Genomic DNA, 14,562 nt, shown 5'->3' with positions numbered 1-14,562 from the left:
ACCATGAGCACGAAAGAAACCCAGCCTGTTGGTATGCCATCGAACAGCGAAGAGATACTTGACGCGGCCAGAGCGCTTCAGCCGTGGCTGAGTGAGCAGTCTTCCCGGATTGAGCAAAACAGGAAGCTGCCGATCGATGTAGTGGACCGAATACGCACTGCCGGCGTTTTCAGGGCGGCAGCACCTGCTGCATGGGGTGGTCCGGAAATGAACTCGATGGAACAGACGATGCTCGTCGAAGTCATCGCAACAGGAGACGTTTCTGCCGCTTGGTGCACGATGATCGGCATGGACTCCGGCATCTACTCCGGCTTCCTCGATGAGGACATCGCACGCCAATTCTACGATTCCATTGACGCGGCCCAGTCGGGATGGATCTATCCGCACGGAAAAGCGTACCGGGTCGAGGGTGGCTATCGAATTTCCGGGCGTTGGCGCTTCGGTTCCGGAATTACCCACGCAAACAAGATTTCCGCAGGTTGTACGGTCTATAACGAAGACGGCACACCAGTGATTGATGAACTCACCGGCGGACCTGAATGGCGCGTCATGCTCGCCCCCGCGGGTTCTTACGAACTCATTGACACCTGGCACACCACCGGCCTCGCAGGCTCTGGTTCCCTGGACTATTCCGTCGAAGACCTCTTCATCCCCGAAGAGCACAGCTTTACTTTCAACCGTCCTGTCCGGACCGGGCCTTTGCATGATGCCCCCGACGCCATTCTTCGGAAGATGTCCGGTGTTCCTCTCGGCATGGCTAGGGCTGCACTTGACCACGTGCGAGGCCTGGCCGTCGATCGAGTTGATCGCGAAACCGGTATCGCATGGGCCGAAGATCTGCGGGTACAGCAGACGATCGCTCAACTTGAGATGGAATTGTCAGCGGCTCGGGCGAGCGTGTACTCAACTCTTGAGCGTCAGTGGGCAGCTCTGGAGTCGGGCGCCCCGCGCGATGCCGATGCTCGTGTCGAAACTGCCCTCGCGCGTTACAACGCTTTCCGCACCGCGAGGTCGATTGTGCATCGTCTCTATGACCTTGTCGGGGGAGCCGCTGTTTATCGTGATCGGTCCCCGCTCGATCGCTGGTTGCGCGATGCGAACACCATGTGCCAACACGCGGTCGCCCAAGACTCCGTCCTGCAGCTGTCGGGCAAAGTCCTGTTGGGTGGCGCCTCAACGTCTCCGTTCTTCTAGACCACCAGAACTTCATCAGCAGCTCCACGAAAAAATTGACTCTTCCCAGTAAGAAAAGAGACACGTCATGGCTTCGACCGCACGGGTCGTCCTGTTCTCCGAAGTTAACTCCAAATTAGGCTCCCCGTTTCTGGACATGCTTCACCACCACCCACTGATTGACCTCGTAGCCGTTGTTACGAGTCCACCAGAGACTCTTTGCGACTATTTCATTGGGGACACCCAGCCAGTGGACATTGAAGAGCAAGCCAAGAAGTACGGCGTAAAAGTTCTTCGACCGGCCAGCGTGAATGACCCGGACGCCGTATCGGCAGTGAGGGAGCTGGAACCTGATTACCTGATCGTCGCCAACTTCCAGCAACTCATCAAAAAGGACCTGATTGAAGTCCCGAAGGTCACCTCGATCAATTTCCATCCGAGCCAACTTCCGCTCTATGCCGGTCTGGCACCGTTCTATTGGATGGTACGTAACGGCGAGACTGATGGGGCCGTCTCAGCAATTGAGCTGGCAGCAGGGCTCGACACTGGGGCGATTATTTCCCAGCATAAGACGCCACTAACCGGTCGGGAGACTGCAATCGAACTACGCACTCTCCAGGAGCGCGCGAATGTACTCATGCTGCTCGACTTGATTCCTGACATGGCGAGACAGTCCTTTACGCGCAGGGAGCAAAACCTCGCCGAGCGTACCTACTACGGACGTCCCGGATCCAAGGACTACCGGCTCGACTTTGCCTATCCCGCTGAAGTTGTTGCCTGCCATGTCCGTGCAGGTTACCGGCACCCAGGTGCCTTTGCAGAGACTCTGGACGGAACCCGGATAACGATCCTTTCGGTCGCTCGATCAGGGACGAACGTTCCACAGAGTGAGCTTGTTCCTGGTCTGGTTCGGGACACCGTGGATGGCATGTATGTCGGCTGTGCAGATGAATGGCTACGCATCACCACGATCGACGTCGGGGGAGAAGAAGTGCCCGCGCATAGTGCTCTGCTCTTTGACGGGCAGCGCCTTTTCGTCGGACAAGCCGTCCCGAGTGCATCCAGGAGCCTCGCATGAGCGTGCCACAGAATCAACGCCATATTGAAGCCGAACCCGAAGCGTTTCACCTGCCACGTGGTGAAGGAAAACGCGTCTGGCTCAACGGCGATGTCTACACACTGAAGGTAGGCGGGGAACAATCCCGTGGTGCGCTAACCCTCATCGAAGCATCTGTGCCCCCGGGCGGAGGCCCACCACCGCACACTCACGACATCGAAGACGAAGCTTTCTACGTCATTGATGGAGTTCTCCAAATTATGGCCGGCGACAAGCAATACGAAGCCGGGCCTGGGGACTTCGTATTCATACCGCGAGGCACGATACACGCTTTCCGCAACAATGGCGCCCTACCCGCCAGGCAGCTTCTTATCTTCACGCCCGGCCATTATGAGGGCTTCTTCTTTGAATCAGGCATCCCTGTCATCGAAGGCCGACAGGCGCCCCCACGGGACCCAGCCGATGACGGCCGCGTCAACGAGATCGGTGAAAAATATGGCTCGTTACAGGTTCAGTTTCACCCTGAACTGCTCGAAGCCCGCACCGTAAAGTCTCCTTCAACCTAAACCGGCAACGTAAGAGCAATCATGCAAGCCACTTTGAAAGGCAAAAAATGAGCAACACCCGCGAACTGAATGGACGAGCTGCACTGGTAACGGGCGGAGGCCGCGGAATCGGAGCTGCGATCGCCCGCCGGCTGGCTGAGGAAGGCGCCGATGTAGCCCTTGGCTATAATTCCGATTCTGCGTCAGCTGAGGAAACCGCGCGCAGCATCGAAACGGACACAGGGCGTCGCGTCGTAGCGATCCAAGGGGACGCAGGGGATCCAGCATCGGTAGCAGCCGTGGTCGACCGTTGCGCCGAACTTCTGGGACGCCTGGACATCCTGGTCAACAACGCGGGCATTCTTGACCCGGAATCGGCCATGATCGATGAGCTGGATCCGGAAGTCGCAAACCGGATCATAGACGTAAACGTGCGCGGCCCGCTGTTTGCTTCAGCAGCTGCCGCACGCCACCTGGGGGAGGGCGGCCGGATCATCAACATTGGTTCCTGCGTCGGCGATAGAGTGCCTGGTGCCGGCTACACGATCTATGCGACGTCCAAAGCCGCCATTACAGGGATGACCAAAGCCCTGGCGCGCGACCTCGGGCCACGCGGGATCACGGTAAACGAGGTGGCTCCGGGCGCCACCAACACGTCGATGAATCCTGAGGACGGGCCGAACTCTGCCGAGCAGAAAGCGACGTCGCCATTTGGGCGGTTTGCGAACCCCGAAGAGATCGCCGACGCGGTGTTCTACTTCGCCTCACCCAGAGCAGCGTTCACCACAGGGGCAAGACTTGGCGTCGACGGCGGCCGTAACGCGTAAGGTAATCCTCGCCAACCGTATTGGACAGGTTCATCCAAAATGTTAGTGTGGGGCGATGGGAAGACCTCGCCAGTTCGATGAACGTCAAGCGGTGGAGTCTGCCTGCCAGGTGTTTTGGGCCAAGGGGTTCGACGGCACTTCGACGGAGGATCTCTGTGTAGCCACAGGACTCAACCGAAGTAGTCTCTACAACACCTTTCGGTCCAAGGAGCAGCTGTTCCGGCTGTCATTGGTGCACTACACCGCCACAACAACCGCCAGGCAAGATGAGTTTTTGGAGATTCCAGGGAAGAGCGGCCTGGAACGCCTCCGGATACTCTTGAAGGCGATTGTGGACGATGAAATTGCCAACCGCGCAGCCGGCAATGGCTTCGGCTGCTTTACCGTCAACACCATCACGTCCATTGCGGCTCGAAATTCCGAGGTTGCCCAGCTCATCGACACAGATCTGCAGAAGCGCATCGCAGCACTGGGTGCTGCGGTGCAGAGCGGACAAAGCGATGGTTCGATCAACAAGGACCGGGATCCCCGCGAAACTGCCTGGTATATAACAACTGTCATTTCGGGAATGCGGGTCTCGGCGCAATCAGGGGCCGATAAGAAAATTTTGGACGCACTGGCCGGCACCGCGCTTCAGGCCCTCGCCGCCTAGTTCGCGCCTTACGGCCTCATCTCCTTCCCGAAGCTGGCAAGCTCATCTGCCGCTTCAACCCCATTACCTGGCAACCGGGAAGCCCTGCCGGGCTTTCCAGTTCCACGTAGCAACATCCGCATGCTGAAACGAACTATTCACTATCCGCGTTATGAATCGATCAGTTCAAAACTGACGACCACAGTCGCACCCAGGAGGAACACTAAATGCCAAAGCCCGTATACCTTATGTCGCTCGGCATCTTCGTGATGGTTTGCAGCGAGCTCCTTGTCAGCGGATTGATGCCGCAGATGTCGAGAGATCTTGGCGTGAGTATCCCGGAGATCGGCTACCTCGTCACCGTGTTCGCCTTGGCGATGGCACTTGGCGGTCCGCCCCTGACCCTTGCCGTGATGCGTATGAGTACCAAAAAGGCCTTGCTGACGCTTTTCATCGTCTTCTTGATCGGAAACGCTCTGGCCGCGTTGTCGACGTCCTACGGCATGATGCTGGCCGGGCGTCTCGTTACCGGAGCGGCTTCGGGGGCCTTCTTTGGCGTCGCGCTCTCTGCCGTCGCCCAGATCACCGCCCCCGAGGTGCGCGGACGTGCCACAAGCCTTGCGCTGCAGGGACTGATGCTCGGCACCGCACTTGGCCTGCCGCTGTCAACACTTATCGGTGGCCAGCTGGGTTGGCGCTCGGCTTTCCTTGCGATCGCCGTCCTGACCGTGATCATCGCTGTCGCCACAATGATTGCGCTACCTGACATGGCACCAGAGAACACCGGTGGCCTGCGCGCAGAAGTCCAAGTATTCCGTAGTCCTCGTTTGTGGTTCATCATGGCAACCTCGACGCTCATCATCGGGGCAACCTTCGCCGCGTTCTCGTACTTCGCGCCGATTCTTACCGAGATCACCGGCTTCTCCGAATCAATCGTCCCGCTCCTGCTGCTCGGATACGGCGCAGCCACCGTGGTCGGCAACATCATTGTTGGCCGGCTCGCACAGTCACACACGATCTCAGTAATTGTGATCGGTCTACTGCTCAATATCGTGTTCTTGATCGGATTCGCGCTCTTCGCCCAGGTCCCTCTGGCGGCGATCATCGGGATGATTGGTATCGGTCTGGTGGGCATCACCCTGAACCCGGCCATGATCACCCGTGTCCAACAGGCTGGCAACACAGGCTCCCTCGTCAACACCGCTCATTCTTCATTCATCACCTTCGGCGTTGTGGTCGGTTCCTGGATTGGTGGCCTCGGGATCAGCGCTTCCGGGCTCAAGGCTCCGCTCTGGGTTGGTGCGGTACTGGCCGGCCTTGCGCTTCTTGCGATGGTCCCGGCAATCATCAGTAAATCTCGCGGCCGTCAAAGGAACGAGACCGAGACCACATCCGGAACTCCTGAACTAACTGCCGTTGAACACTAGCTAGCCCCGGCTGTCCTCTCTCTGACACCTAGCCAGCGTGCCCGGCTCCTGTAGGAGGGGCACGCTGGCAAAACCTGAATTGAAATTTCGATCCTTCACGGTGGGGATTATGAGCCCAGCGTATGCAGCCATGCGACTGAACCAATCACATTGAACGTGGGAGAACTACCTTGCGAAATAGCCAAGAAGACAGGGCTTACTTAGTTCGGCGCACTGAGCTCAGCCCGACCTGCTTTCTTCTCCACCTCCGCATAAATATGGGAGATGGAATTCGTGCCGGCGAAACCCTGAAGATCCGCATCCCCTCGGATGGGCAGGAAGAGCGCTCCTCCTACTTCACTGTTCTCAGTTCACGTCCCGGCGGCGAAATTGCCATTCTGACGCGGGTCACCGGACGCGGAGGCGCGGCGGATGCATTGTCTCTTCACATGGAAGTCGGCGCGGAAGCATGGACATCGCAACCCTATCCACCTGTTATCGATCATTTCAGAAACCTGCGGGGTTCGGTTCTTTGTCTCGTTGCCGGTTCAGGAATCTCGATGGTGGGAGGAATCGCAGAGCATAGCCTCACGGCTGACACAGATATTATCTTCTTCGGAAAACAGGAAGACTGCGCTGCAATCCCTGCCACGGTGATTCATCACGTTTACCAAGGGCCAGCATCCCGTGGGCCCCGAAGTATCCATTCATGGAACTCCTCCGTCCAGGGACGCCCGACTGCCGCCGACATCGAACAGATAATCCGCAGAGAACAGTATTCAACCGTAGTTGTCTGCGGCCCCGCCGCCTTCTGTGACATCATCTGGTCAACATACGGTGAGTTGGGGATTAGCCGCCAGTACGAAGACCAGAGATGGGGGATCGCAGCGGTTGTTGATCCTAACTTGTTGCAGCTTCGGTGAAAGCGAATGCCGGTCAATCGTTCCCTCGTCCAAACGTTCGGCAACAACCGGCACACTCTGGGTTGGCGCCACATTCCAGCTCGGCGGCGGAGGGCTCCCCTCGACCTCTTTGACCTCGAAGTGACTCAGAAGGTCACTGGTGGCTTTTGACATAAAATATCTACCGCACATAAGGCAATCCTGCCCTGCGGCCACCCGTTCGGCAGGTTGCATGCCGGGGCGTCACGGTGACTTCATCCCGGTAGGTCATACGCGGCTTGTTGTAGACCTCGACTGCACCCAATATTGCAGACAGCGAGTTATCCACCAACCGCCTCATAGATACATACGGCGCGCCCATTCGATCTACCTCCAGCATTCGACGCTGGATGAGATCCTGCGTCGTGATTGTCCTCCACCTCGGCGGGACACTCTTCCCCACAGGCTACCTGCGCCTATGGTGCGGACGATGAGAACTCAGCGTGTCGACCCCTGACAACACCAGTCGGGCGGCTATCGTCCCACTTCCTTAGAAGTGGGACACCCCTGGTGGGACACTCCCCCGCGGATCCCGATGTCATTTTCAGAAGTTGACTGCACTGAATGCCGGAAGTCGTCTGCGCTGCGTATTGGACCGTAGGCGGATCCCTCAACGGACGGTTGCGAGTCTCTCTGTAGCAGCCTCGGCCCTCTTGCCGCTTGGGCGCCTACAGGGTAGGTCCGAGTCGACCGCATAAGGCCACATAGCTCAGCGCCCAAACGCGAGTTGACGAGATTTCAGAGAGTGGCTATATTTTTCTCTCGTAAGAAAAAGAGAACGGAAGTTCCCCCGCTTGAGTTACCTGTTTATGGGGAAGCACCGTTGCAGTAACACCTGGTCGTCGGACAGCTTGAGACGGCCAGAGCAACACCAGTAACACCTGGTCGTCGGACAGCTTGAGACGGCCAGAGCAACACCAGTAACACCTGGTCGTCGGACAGCTTGAGACGGCCAGAGCAACACCAGTAACACCTGGTCGTCGGACAGCTTGAGACGGCCAGAGCAACACCAGTAACACCTGGTCGTCGGACAGCTTGAGACGGCCAGAGCAACACCAGTAACACCTGGTCGTCGGACAGCTTGAGACGGCCAGAGCAACACCAGTAACACGGGGCGGGCAAGTTGAGAGCATCCTTATGCATTCCTTGCCCGCCCCGTACCGTTCGGGTCTGCTGCCCGGTACAAGGGTCCCATTTGTTAGTTGGGAGGCCCCGAATAGACATCCGTCAGCGGACGGTAGCTCCGGCCAAGGTGTGTCCTACTATCGAGAAGTGATAGAAGAACAGGTCAAGACGCTTCGACGACGGTATCCGGGTCACGACTGGACCCCGATCAGCGTCGGCTGCTCTGGGGCACTGGTTTATAGGCTGGATGGACCCATCGACCTGTACGTGAAGGTTGGCACCCTGACCAACAACAGGGACACCGGATTCGACTTGGGGGCCGAAGAAGAGCGTCTGCGTTGGCTTGCCCAGGTTGGAATTCCCACTCCCGAGGTCGTGGACTACGACATCTCTAACGACTGCGCATGGTTAGTCACCACGGCAGTGCCGGGTCGTTCAGCTGCCGATCACTGGCCAGCCGACCAGCGCCCAAAAGTCGTTGACGCACTAGCAGATTTCACTCAAACCCTGCACGGCCTACCAATCGAGGACTGCCCCTTCGAAAGAAGCCTCGCCGTCACTATGCCCGCCGCCGCCCACGCAGTTGTGCAGGATCTGGTTGATCTGGACCGGCTCGACCCCGCGTATGCGCATTGGACACCGCAACAATTGCTCGATGAGGCTTATGCCACCGTTCCCGCCTTCGAAGACCTCGTCGTCTGCCACGGCGATCTTTGCCTTCCCAACGTACTGCTTGACCCTGACACTCTCAGGGTCACGGGGCTCATCGACGTTGGACGCCTGGGACGTGCCGACCGTTACGCCGACCTCGCCCTGGCCGCCCGGAGTATCGCCAGCGCCCAAAACCCTCAGTACAGCGTTCACCACGCTGATCGTTACCTCAGCCGTTACGGCATAGAACAGGCTGACACAAACCGCGTCACCTTCTACCGGCTCTTGGACCAGTTCTTCTAATGAGGCGGAAGCGGCGGCCCCTGCGTCCGGTGGAGGATCGGTCATCGTGCATGCGTGGGATCGACGTACGCACGGTGGGGAACTCATCGCACAGAGAGCTCCGGGTGGTTCAGAAGGGTAGTGACCTCCACGTCGCCCCAATAGCGGGTATCACGGAGACGACGAGTAGAGCGGCCATGACGAGATTGAATATGAGCACGTGCCTCGGTTTGGAGATAACTCGGCCAGCTTCCACACCCAGTAGCGTCCAGGCTGCCGTGCACGGGAGGCTGAACACACCAAAGATCACTGCCATCACTCCTACTTCCAGAAGGAAGGAGTCCCAGAAACCGGTGAATGTACTCAGGGCGGCGACTGCCAGCGTCCAGGCTTTTGGGTTGACGAACTGGAACAGTGCCATCTGAATGAATCCAGGTGGTTTCGTGCTCTGCTTAAGGGACAGATCGGTGGGTCCGGTTGCGATTTTCCACGCCAAGTACAGAAGGTAAAGGACACCTATCGGGCGAAGGATGTCCAAGATGACGGGCCATTGATTGAGTACCTGGCCCAGGCCGACTCCTACCAGGAGGAGCATGACCGGGAATCCGATGTTCACACCCAGAATCGCAGGCAGTGTGCGCTTGAACCCGTATGTTGCGCCTGAGGCCATCGTGATGGTGTTGTTCGGCCCCGGAGTGCCGGCCCCGGCCAGCACAAAAAGGATCAAGGTGAAGATCGCCATCAGATCAACCTATGCCATCGACGGTTTAGGTCTTCATTTTGAAGATCTAAGTCGAACTCAGTACCGGCGCGGCACTAAGACTGCCGGACCCTGGCCGGTTAGCCATCCCTTAGCGGACGATGAGCGATGAGGGAATCTCGGTCACTTGCTAGACAATTTGGGCAGATCAACTCCCACGGGCTGAGGCACTGTGGCGAGATAAAACCGAATAAAAACAACGAAAGCCGTGCCTTTGATGGGATGATCACGGCACGGCTTTCGTTATCAAGGGTGGGTGCGGGGTCGCGCTCCGCCCTCAAGCCAGAGGCTACGAGGCGCCCACTCCGGACACGCTGCTGATCCAGGAAAGGTTCTTGGAAACGGACGCGTGGTCGTTGTAGTAGCGCGTGTAGTCGGACGGGTTCTGGGCGGGCAGGATGCTGGACGTGGAGAGGACGCCCACCAGCTTGCCGTTGACAATCAAGGGCCCGCCGGAATCGCCGCCCAGCGTGTGGCCCGTCTGCGACTGCGTGCGTACGGAGGGCCCGCCGTACGTGTCCGTGCCCTGACCGGCCACTGTGACGTTGGCAGTCTTCAGGTTGTAGGACATGGTGCCCGCACCCTCGGTCTGGTCTCCCCAGCCGTAGACCTTTGCTGCTGTTCCTGTTGCGGGGAAGGAGCTGGAGAGGCTCACGTAGGAGCCGTAATGCGGAGTGGAGAGCTTCAGGAGCAGGACATCGCCGGTGCTCGAGGCATAGCGGGCGGCCACGGTCTTAACCGTGCCCCCGGTTTCCAGGTAAGTGCTCCCCAGGCGGACGGACTGCAGGGAAGCAGAATTGCAGTGCTTGGCCGTGATGACCCAGCTGGCGGAGATCTGGCTGCCCGTGCAGCCGACGTTGGTGCCGGTGGAATCGAAGGAGATCTGCGCGGCGTAGGGCGCAGCGGAGATCGTGGTGTTGCTACCGCCCGCGATATCCGGGCTGGCGGTGTCCCCGCCGGGAGCAGGGGCGGCGTTGGCGCCGGACAAGGGGACCAGGAGGGCGGCGGTGGCTGCGGCCGTGGCCAGTAAGCGAGCGATCTTCAAAGCGGGTTTGCTCCTTCGCAAGTGGACCCTTGGCGGCAGGCAGGGTTACCGCCTGCCGGGTCTGTTCCAGGGATGGGCCGCACACGCTGTGCCACCTAACCGAGACTGTACTCACGCTTATTATCTATGTCACGTCTTTTGACAAAAATGGTCATTCTTTTTTAAGCGTGATGTCCCTCACGAAAGCCCTCTCCGGCCAGTCCTGGTTTGAACTTAGCCTGTCCTTACTTATAGGGTCATAACTGAAATTAGGTGACAAAATTGTGACTTAAATACTCTTGGTGGGAGCACACGTGAAGAAGCGGTTTTCGACATACCTTGGGGCGCTCGCGGCCGGCGCAGCCCTGCTGGCGGTAACGGCTTGCGGAGGCGGCGCCGAAGCTACTCCGGCCGCCAGTACAGCCAGCACCATTACGGTGGAGCACGCCTCGGGCACCACCGAGAACGTGCCGGTGGCCCCGGAGAAGGTCTTCACCTTTGACCTCAGCGTGCTGGACACCATGGATGCACTGGGCGTAGAGCCCGCCGGAGTGCCGGAAGCGGCCTACCCGAAGTCCCTGGAAAAGTACGCGGCAGGCAGCTACGCCAAGATCGGCTCGCTCAAGGAGCCGGACTTTGAGGCAGTCAGCGCCGGCGCACCCGACCTGATCATCATCTCCGGCCGCACCGCTGCAGCCTACGAGGAACTGAGTAAGATCGCGCCAACGATCAACCTCGCCATTGACGAGGCCCGGCCGATGGACAGCTTCGCTGAGCAGACCGCAACGCTGGGCAAGATCTTCAACAAGGAATCCGACGTTGAAGAAAAGCTCGCCGCCCTGAACGTCACCATCGACGAAACCAAGGCCAAAGCGAAGGACGCCGGAAAGGGCCTGATCGTCCTGACCTCCGGCGGCGAGATCACCGCCTACGGTGCAGGTTCACGCTTCGGCATCATCCACGACGTCCTGGGTGTCACCCCGGCCGCCGAGGTCAAAACCGAGGGCGCCCACGGCGAGGCCGTGTCCTTCGAATACATCAAGGACGTAAACCCGGACATCCTCTACGTCATCAACCGCGATACCGCAGTCGGGTCCGAGGCTGCCGCCGCCGATCCCACCCTGGACAACGAGCTGGTGAAATCCACCAACGCTGCCAGGAACAACAAGGTCATCGCCCTTGACCCGGCCAGCTGGTACCTCGTCGGGTACGGCCTCAACAACGTCCAGGCCATGGCCGACGCTGTAGCCGACTCGCTCGCCTAAAGCCCTGACCCCGGTTTCACAGCAATGACCGGCACGGCAGTGCGCACCATAGCGCCGATCAGCCGCAGCCCGGCCCGCGTACCCGCGGGCCTGGCTGCGGCTGCCGTCGTTGTCCTGGCACTCGCCGCCGGCAGCATGTTCGTAGGCGTCAGCGATGTGTCGCTGCCGGCACTCCTGGCCGGCGATCCGGAAACCACCGCAACGTTCTGGATTTCCCGGCTGCCCCGCACCCTGGCCGTGGTGCTGGCCGGCATGTCCGTAGCCGTCGCCGGGCTCATCATGCAGCTCATGGCCCGGAACCGCTTCGTTGAGCCTTCCACCGTGGGCACCCTCGAATCTGCAACCCTCGGCATCCTGGTGGTCACCGTGGTTGCCCCGGCGTCCCCGTTGCTGGTGAGGATGGCAGTTGCCAGCGCGTTCGCCGTCGCTGGCACGGCGCTCTTCCTGGCGGTCCTGCGGCGGCTCCCGGCGCGCAATACCCTTCTGGTTCCGCTGGTGGGCATCATGCTGGGCGGCATCATCGGCGCCGTCACCACGTTCTTCGCCTACCGCTACGATCTCCTCCAGACCCTGAGCAACTGGATGGTGGGCGACTTTTCCGGGGTGCTCCGCGGCCGGTATGAGCTGCTGTGGATCGTGGCCGTTCTTATGGTTCTGGGCATGCTCGCGGCAGACCGCTTCACCGTCGCCGGGATGGGCCAGGACTTCACCACCAATCTGGGCCTGAACTACGCCAAAACCATGCGGCTGGGGCTGGTGATCGTTTCGCTGATCTCCGCCGTGGTGGTCACAACCGTGGGCGCAGTGCCATTCCTGGGCCTGGTGGTGCCGAATATCGTGTCGCTGATGGTAGGCGACAACCTCCGCCGCGCCGTGCCCTGGACAGCCCTGTTCGGCGCCGGGTTCGTGTTAATCTGCGATGTCATCGGCCGGACCATCCGTTACCCCTACGAGGTTCCGGTGGGCATGGTGATGGCCGTCGTCGGCGCCGTCCTGTTCCTGGCCCTGCTGCTGAGGAAACGCAATGCCTGACATCACTACCAAAGACAAAACCGGAACGCACGACGTCGGTGCTGCCGCCACACCCGGTGCCAGGGCCCGCATCGCGGCGGGCCGGCTGCGCCGTTTCCTCCGGAATGCGCCGCCCAAGGTGGTGTTCGGGATTCTGCTGGGTGCCGCCGTCGTCGCCGTCTGTTTCTTCCTGTTCAGCGAACTGAAGGGCAACGTGGGCTATGTGCTGCCACGGCGGGCGCTGAAGGTGGCGTCGATGCTGGCAGTTGCCGTGGCGGTGGGGGTTTCCACGCTGGTATTCCAGACGGTGACGGCAAACCGTATTCTGACGCCGTCCATCATGGGCTTTGATGCCTTGTACATCCTGGTGCAGACCGGCATGGCCTTTGTCCTGGGCGCGGCAGCGGTGGTTGCCGCCCCGCCCACTGTGCAGTTCGGCATCGAAGTGGCGCTGATGGTGGCCTTCAGCGCGCTGTTGTACCGCTGGATGTTCACCGGAGCCGCCCGGTCCATCCACCTGCTGCTCCTGGTGGGCATCATCCTGGGCAGCCTGTTCCGCGGCGCATCGTCCCTGCTGCAGCGGCTGATGGCGCCGAGTGAATTCCTGATCCTGCAGGACCTGTTTTTTGCCAGCTTCAACAATGTGGAGCCGTCCCTGCTGGCGGCGTCCGGGGTGATCATCGGCGTCGTTGCCGTGTTCGTGTGGCGCGCCCGGCACACCCTGGACGTATTGGCGCTTGGCCGCGAAGTGGCCATCAACGTGGGCGTGGACCACCGCCGCGTGGTGATGTGGAGCCTGCTGGGCTGCTCGCTGCTGGTGGCGGTTTCCACCGCCCTGGTGGGCCCGGTGACGTTCTTCGGCCTGCTGGTGGTGAGCCTGGGCTACCAGCTGTGCCGGCAGTTCAGCCACGCGTGGCTGCTGCCGATTGTCGTGCTGCTGGGAACCGTTGCGCTGGTTGGCGGCCAGCTGATCCTGGAGCGTGTCTTCGGGTTTGCCAGCGCGCTGAGCGTGGTCATCGAATTCGCCGGCGGCATCCTCTTCCTCTACCTGCTGCTGAAAGGCTCGCTGAAATGATCGACGTCCGGAACGTCTCCAAGAGCTACGGCGGCCAGAAGGTCCTGGACGATGTCAGTTGCGAGATTCCCCGGGGCGGGATCACCTCGATCATCGGGCCCAACGGCGCCGGAAAGTCGACGCTGCTCTCCCTGATCAGCCGCCTCCAGCCGCTCGAATCCGGCACCGTGTCCGTGGCCGGCCTGGACGTGGCCGCCACGCCCAGCCGTGAACTCGCCCGCACCATGGCCATCCTGCGGCAGGAGAACCACCTCACCATGCGGCTCACCGTCCGGGACCTGGTGGCGTTCGGCCGCTTCCCGCACTCCGGCGGCAGGCCCACCGTGGAGGACCTCGCGGCAGTGGAAGAGGCGATCGGCCACCTGGACCTGACGTCCATGGCAGACAAATTCGTGGACGAACTCTCCGGCGGACAGCGGCAGCGCGCCTACATTGCCATGGTGCTGGCCCAGGACACCGAATACCTTCTCCTGGACGAGCCGCTGAACAACCTGGACATGAAGCACTCCGTGGAGATGATGCGGCTGCTCCGCCGGCTTGCCGACGACCTCGGCAAAACCATCGTCCTCGTGGTTCACGACATCAACTTCGCGTCCTGCTACTCGGACACCATCCTGGCCATGAAAAACGGCCGGCTGGTGCACCAGGGCAGCCCGGATCACATCATGCAGCAGGCCATGCTCCACGACGTCTACGACATCGACATCCGCATCGAGGAAATCGACGGCAACCGGATCGGCGTGTACTTCGCCTGAGGTTTCCTTTTGAACCACCCACGACGCCGGCACA

At 60.2% G+C, this 14,562-nt stretch carries 16 protein-coding genes; 12 read left to right on the top strand and 4 right to left on the bottom strand.

What is annotated here, in order from left to right:
* Window positions 1-3 precede the first annotated feature (3 nt).
* The 7 genes from ACWA13_RS17630 (at window position 4) to ACWA13_RS17600 (ending at window position 6,562) form a co-directional block, all read left to right on the top strand.
* Window positions 4-1,194, top strand: a complete 1,191-nt coding sequence (locus ACWA13_RS17630; RefSeq protein ID WP_463935667.1) for an acyl-CoA dehydrogenase family protein — start codon at window positions 4-6, stop codon at window positions 1,192-1,194.
* 67 nt (window positions 1,195-1,261) lie between these two features.
* A complete protein-coding gene (locus tag ACWA13_RS17625; protein WP_463935665.1) occupies window positions 1,262-2,251 on the top strand; it encodes a methionyl-tRNA formyltransferase in 990 nt (329 codons plus the stop codon).
* Entirely contained in the window at window positions 2,248-2,796 is a 549-nt protein-coding gene (locus ACWA13_RS17620) for a cupin domain-containing protein (protein ID WP_463935663.1), read from the top strand. Before ACWA13_RS17625 ends, ACWA13_RS17620 begins: the two co-directional genes overlap by 4 nt.
* Before the next feature lie 47 nt (window positions 2,797-2,843).
* Window positions 2,844-3,602 (top strand): SDR family oxidoreductase, encoded by a 759-nt coding sequence (locus ACWA13_RS17615; protein ID WP_463935662.1) that lies wholly within the window; start codon window positions 2,844-2,846, stop codon window positions 3,600-3,602.
* Between the two features lie 55 nt (window positions 3,603-3,657).
* The gene (locus ACWA13_RS17610; RefSeq protein WP_463935660.1) at window positions 3,658-4,254 is read left to right on the top strand and encodes a TetR/AcrR family transcriptional regulator; all 597 of its coding nucleotides are present in this window, start codon (window positions 3,658-3,660) and stop codon (window positions 4,252-4,254) included.
* A gap of 206 nt (window positions 4,255-4,460) precedes the next feature.
* The gene (locus ACWA13_RS17605) at window positions 4,461-5,660 is read left to right on the top strand and encodes an MFS transporter (RefSeq protein ID WP_463935658.1); all 1,200 of its coding nucleotides are present in this window, start codon (window positions 4,461-4,463) and stop codon (window positions 5,658-5,660) included.
* A gap of 257 nt (window positions 5,661-5,917) precedes the next feature.
* The gene (locus ACWA13_RS17600; RefSeq protein ID WP_463938010.1) at window positions 5,918-6,562 is read left to right on the top strand and encodes a ferredoxin reductase domain-containing protein; all 645 of its coding nucleotides are present in this window, start codon (window positions 5,918-5,920) and stop codon (window positions 6,560-6,562) included.
* Here ACWA13_RS17600 and ACWA13_RS17595 read toward each other — a convergent pair.
* Window positions 6,467-6,733, bottom strand: a complete 267-nt coding sequence (locus tag ACWA13_RS17595) for an SOS response-associated peptidase family protein (RefSeq protein ID WP_463935657.1) — start codon at window positions 6,731-6,733, stop codon at window positions 6,467-6,469. The genes ACWA13_RS17600 and ACWA13_RS17595 overlap by 96 nt on opposite strands.
* Window positions 6,723-6,881, bottom strand: a complete 159-nt coding sequence (locus tag ACWA13_RS17590) for a DUF3644 domain-containing protein (RefSeq protein WP_463937965.1) — start codon at window positions 6,879-6,881, stop codon at window positions 6,723-6,725. The genes ACWA13_RS17595 and ACWA13_RS17590 overlap by 11 nt, the downstream gene beginning before the upstream one ends.
* Before the next feature lie 974 nt (window positions 6,882-7,855).
* On the opposite strand from ACWA13_RS17590, the gene ACWA13_RS17585 reads away from it, so the two are divergent.
* Window positions 7,856-8,659: an APH(3') family aminoglycoside O-phosphotransferase gene (locus ACWA13_RS17585; protein WP_463937964.1), complete on the top strand. Its 804-nt coding sequence runs from the start codon at window positions 7,856-7,858 to the stop codon at window positions 8,657-8,659.
* A gap of 109 nt (window positions 8,660-8,768) precedes the next feature.
* Here the strand turns inward: ACWA13_RS17585 and ACWA13_RS17580 are convergent, their stop codons facing one another.
* A complete protein-coding gene (locus ACWA13_RS17580; RefSeq protein WP_463935655.1) occupies window positions 8,769-9,380 on the bottom strand; it encodes a LysE family translocator in 612 nt (203 codons plus the stop codon).
* A 307-nt stretch (window positions 9,381-9,687) separates the two neighbouring features.
* A complete protein-coding gene (locus ACWA13_RS17575) occupies window positions 9,688-10,443 on the bottom strand; it encodes a S1 family peptidase (protein ID WP_463935653.1) in 756 nt (251 codons plus the stop codon).
* A 293-nt stretch (window positions 10,444-10,736) separates the two neighbouring features.
* On the opposite strand from ACWA13_RS17575, the gene ACWA13_RS17570 reads away from it, so the two are divergent.
* From ACWA13_RS17570 to ACWA13_RS17555, 4 genes are read left to right on the top strand one after another with little or no spacing between them, the layout of a single operon-like run.
* Window positions 10,737-11,687, top strand: a complete 951-nt coding sequence (locus ACWA13_RS17570) for a siderophore ABC transporter substrate-binding protein (RefSeq protein ID WP_463935651.1) — start codon at window positions 10,737-10,739, stop codon at window positions 11,685-11,687.
* 24 nt (window positions 11,688-11,711) lie between these two features.
* Window positions 11,712-12,719, top strand: coding sequence for an ABC transporter permease (locus ACWA13_RS17565; protein WP_463935649.1), 1,008 nt, complete (start codon window positions 11,712-11,714; stop codon window positions 12,717-12,719).
* Window positions 12,712-13,773 (top strand): iron chelate uptake ABC transporter family permease subunit, encoded by a 1,062-nt coding sequence (locus tag ACWA13_RS17560; protein WP_463935648.1) that lies wholly within the window; start codon window positions 12,712-12,714, stop codon window positions 13,771-13,773. The genes ACWA13_RS17565 and ACWA13_RS17560 overlap by 8 nt, the downstream gene beginning before the upstream one ends.
* Window positions 13,770-14,528 carry an iron ABC transporter ATP-binding protein gene (locus ACWA13_RS17555; RefSeq protein WP_463935647.1) on the top strand — a complete coding sequence of 253 codons (759 nt, stop codon included), beginning with the start codon at window positions 13,770-13,772 and terminating at the stop codon, window positions 14,526-14,528. Before ACWA13_RS17560 ends, ACWA13_RS17555 begins: the two co-directional genes overlap by 4 nt.
* Window positions 14,529-14,562: the final 34 nt, after the last annotated feature.

The sequence above is a fragment of the Pseudarthrobacter sp. TRD_SC_9 genome, assembly GCF_055361265.1.
This window is presented reverse-complemented; position numbering and strand designations above follow the sequence as displayed.

Excerpts from the sequence above, each read along its gene's own strand:
- ACWA13_RS17630 (WP_463935667.1), top strand. The coding sequence starts at position 4 with ATGAGCACGAAAGAAACCCAGCCTGTTGGTATGCCATCGAACAGCGAA.
- ACWA13_RS17625 (WP_463935665.1), top strand. The coding sequence starts at position 1,262 with ATGGCTTCGACCGCACGGGTCGTCCTGTTCTCCGAAGTTAACTCCAAA.
- ACWA13_RS17620 (WP_463935663.1), top strand. The coding sequence starts at position 2,248 with ATGAGCGTGCCACAGAATCAACGCCATATTGAAGCCGAACCCGAAGCG.
- ACWA13_RS17615 (WP_463935662.1), top strand. The coding sequence starts at position 2,844 with ATGAGCAACACCCGCGAACTGAATGGACGAGCTGCACTGGTAACGGGC.
- ACWA13_RS17610 (WP_463935660.1), top strand. The coding sequence starts at position 3,658 with ATGGGAAGACCTCGCCAGTTCGATGAACGTCAAGCGGTGGAGTCTGCC.
- ACWA13_RS17605 (WP_463935658.1), top strand. The coding sequence starts at position 4,461 with ATGCCAAAGCCCGTATACCTTATGTCGCTCGGCATCTTCGTGATGGTT.
- ACWA13_RS17600 (WP_463938010.1), top strand. The coding sequence starts at position 5,918 with ATGGGAGATGGAATTCGTGCCGGCGAAACCCTGAAGATCCGCATCCCC.
- ACWA13_RS17595 (WP_463935657.1), bottom strand. The coding sequence starts at position 6,733 with ATGTGCGGTAGATATTTTATGTCAAAAGCCACCAGTGACCTTCTGAGT.
- ACWA13_RS17590 (WP_463937965.1), bottom strand. The coding sequence starts at position 6,881 with ATGAGGCGGTTGGTGGATAACTCGCTGTCTGCAATATTGGGTGCAGTC.
- ACWA13_RS17580 (WP_463935655.1), bottom strand. The coding sequence starts at position 9,380 with ATGGCGATCTTCACCTTGATCCTTTTTGTGCTGGCCGGGGCCGGCACT.
- ACWA13_RS17565 (WP_463935649.1), top strand. The coding sequence starts at position 11,712 with ATGACCGGCACGGCAGTGCGCACCATAGCGCCGATCAGCCGCAGCCCG.
- ACWA13_RS17560 (WP_463935648.1), top strand. The coding sequence starts at position 12,712 with ATGCCTGACATCACTACCAAAGACAAAACCGGAACGCACGACGTCGGT.
- ACWA13_RS17555 (WP_463935647.1), top strand. The coding sequence starts at position 13,770 with ATGATCGACGTCCGGAACGTCTCCAAGAGCTACGGCGGCCAGAAGGTC.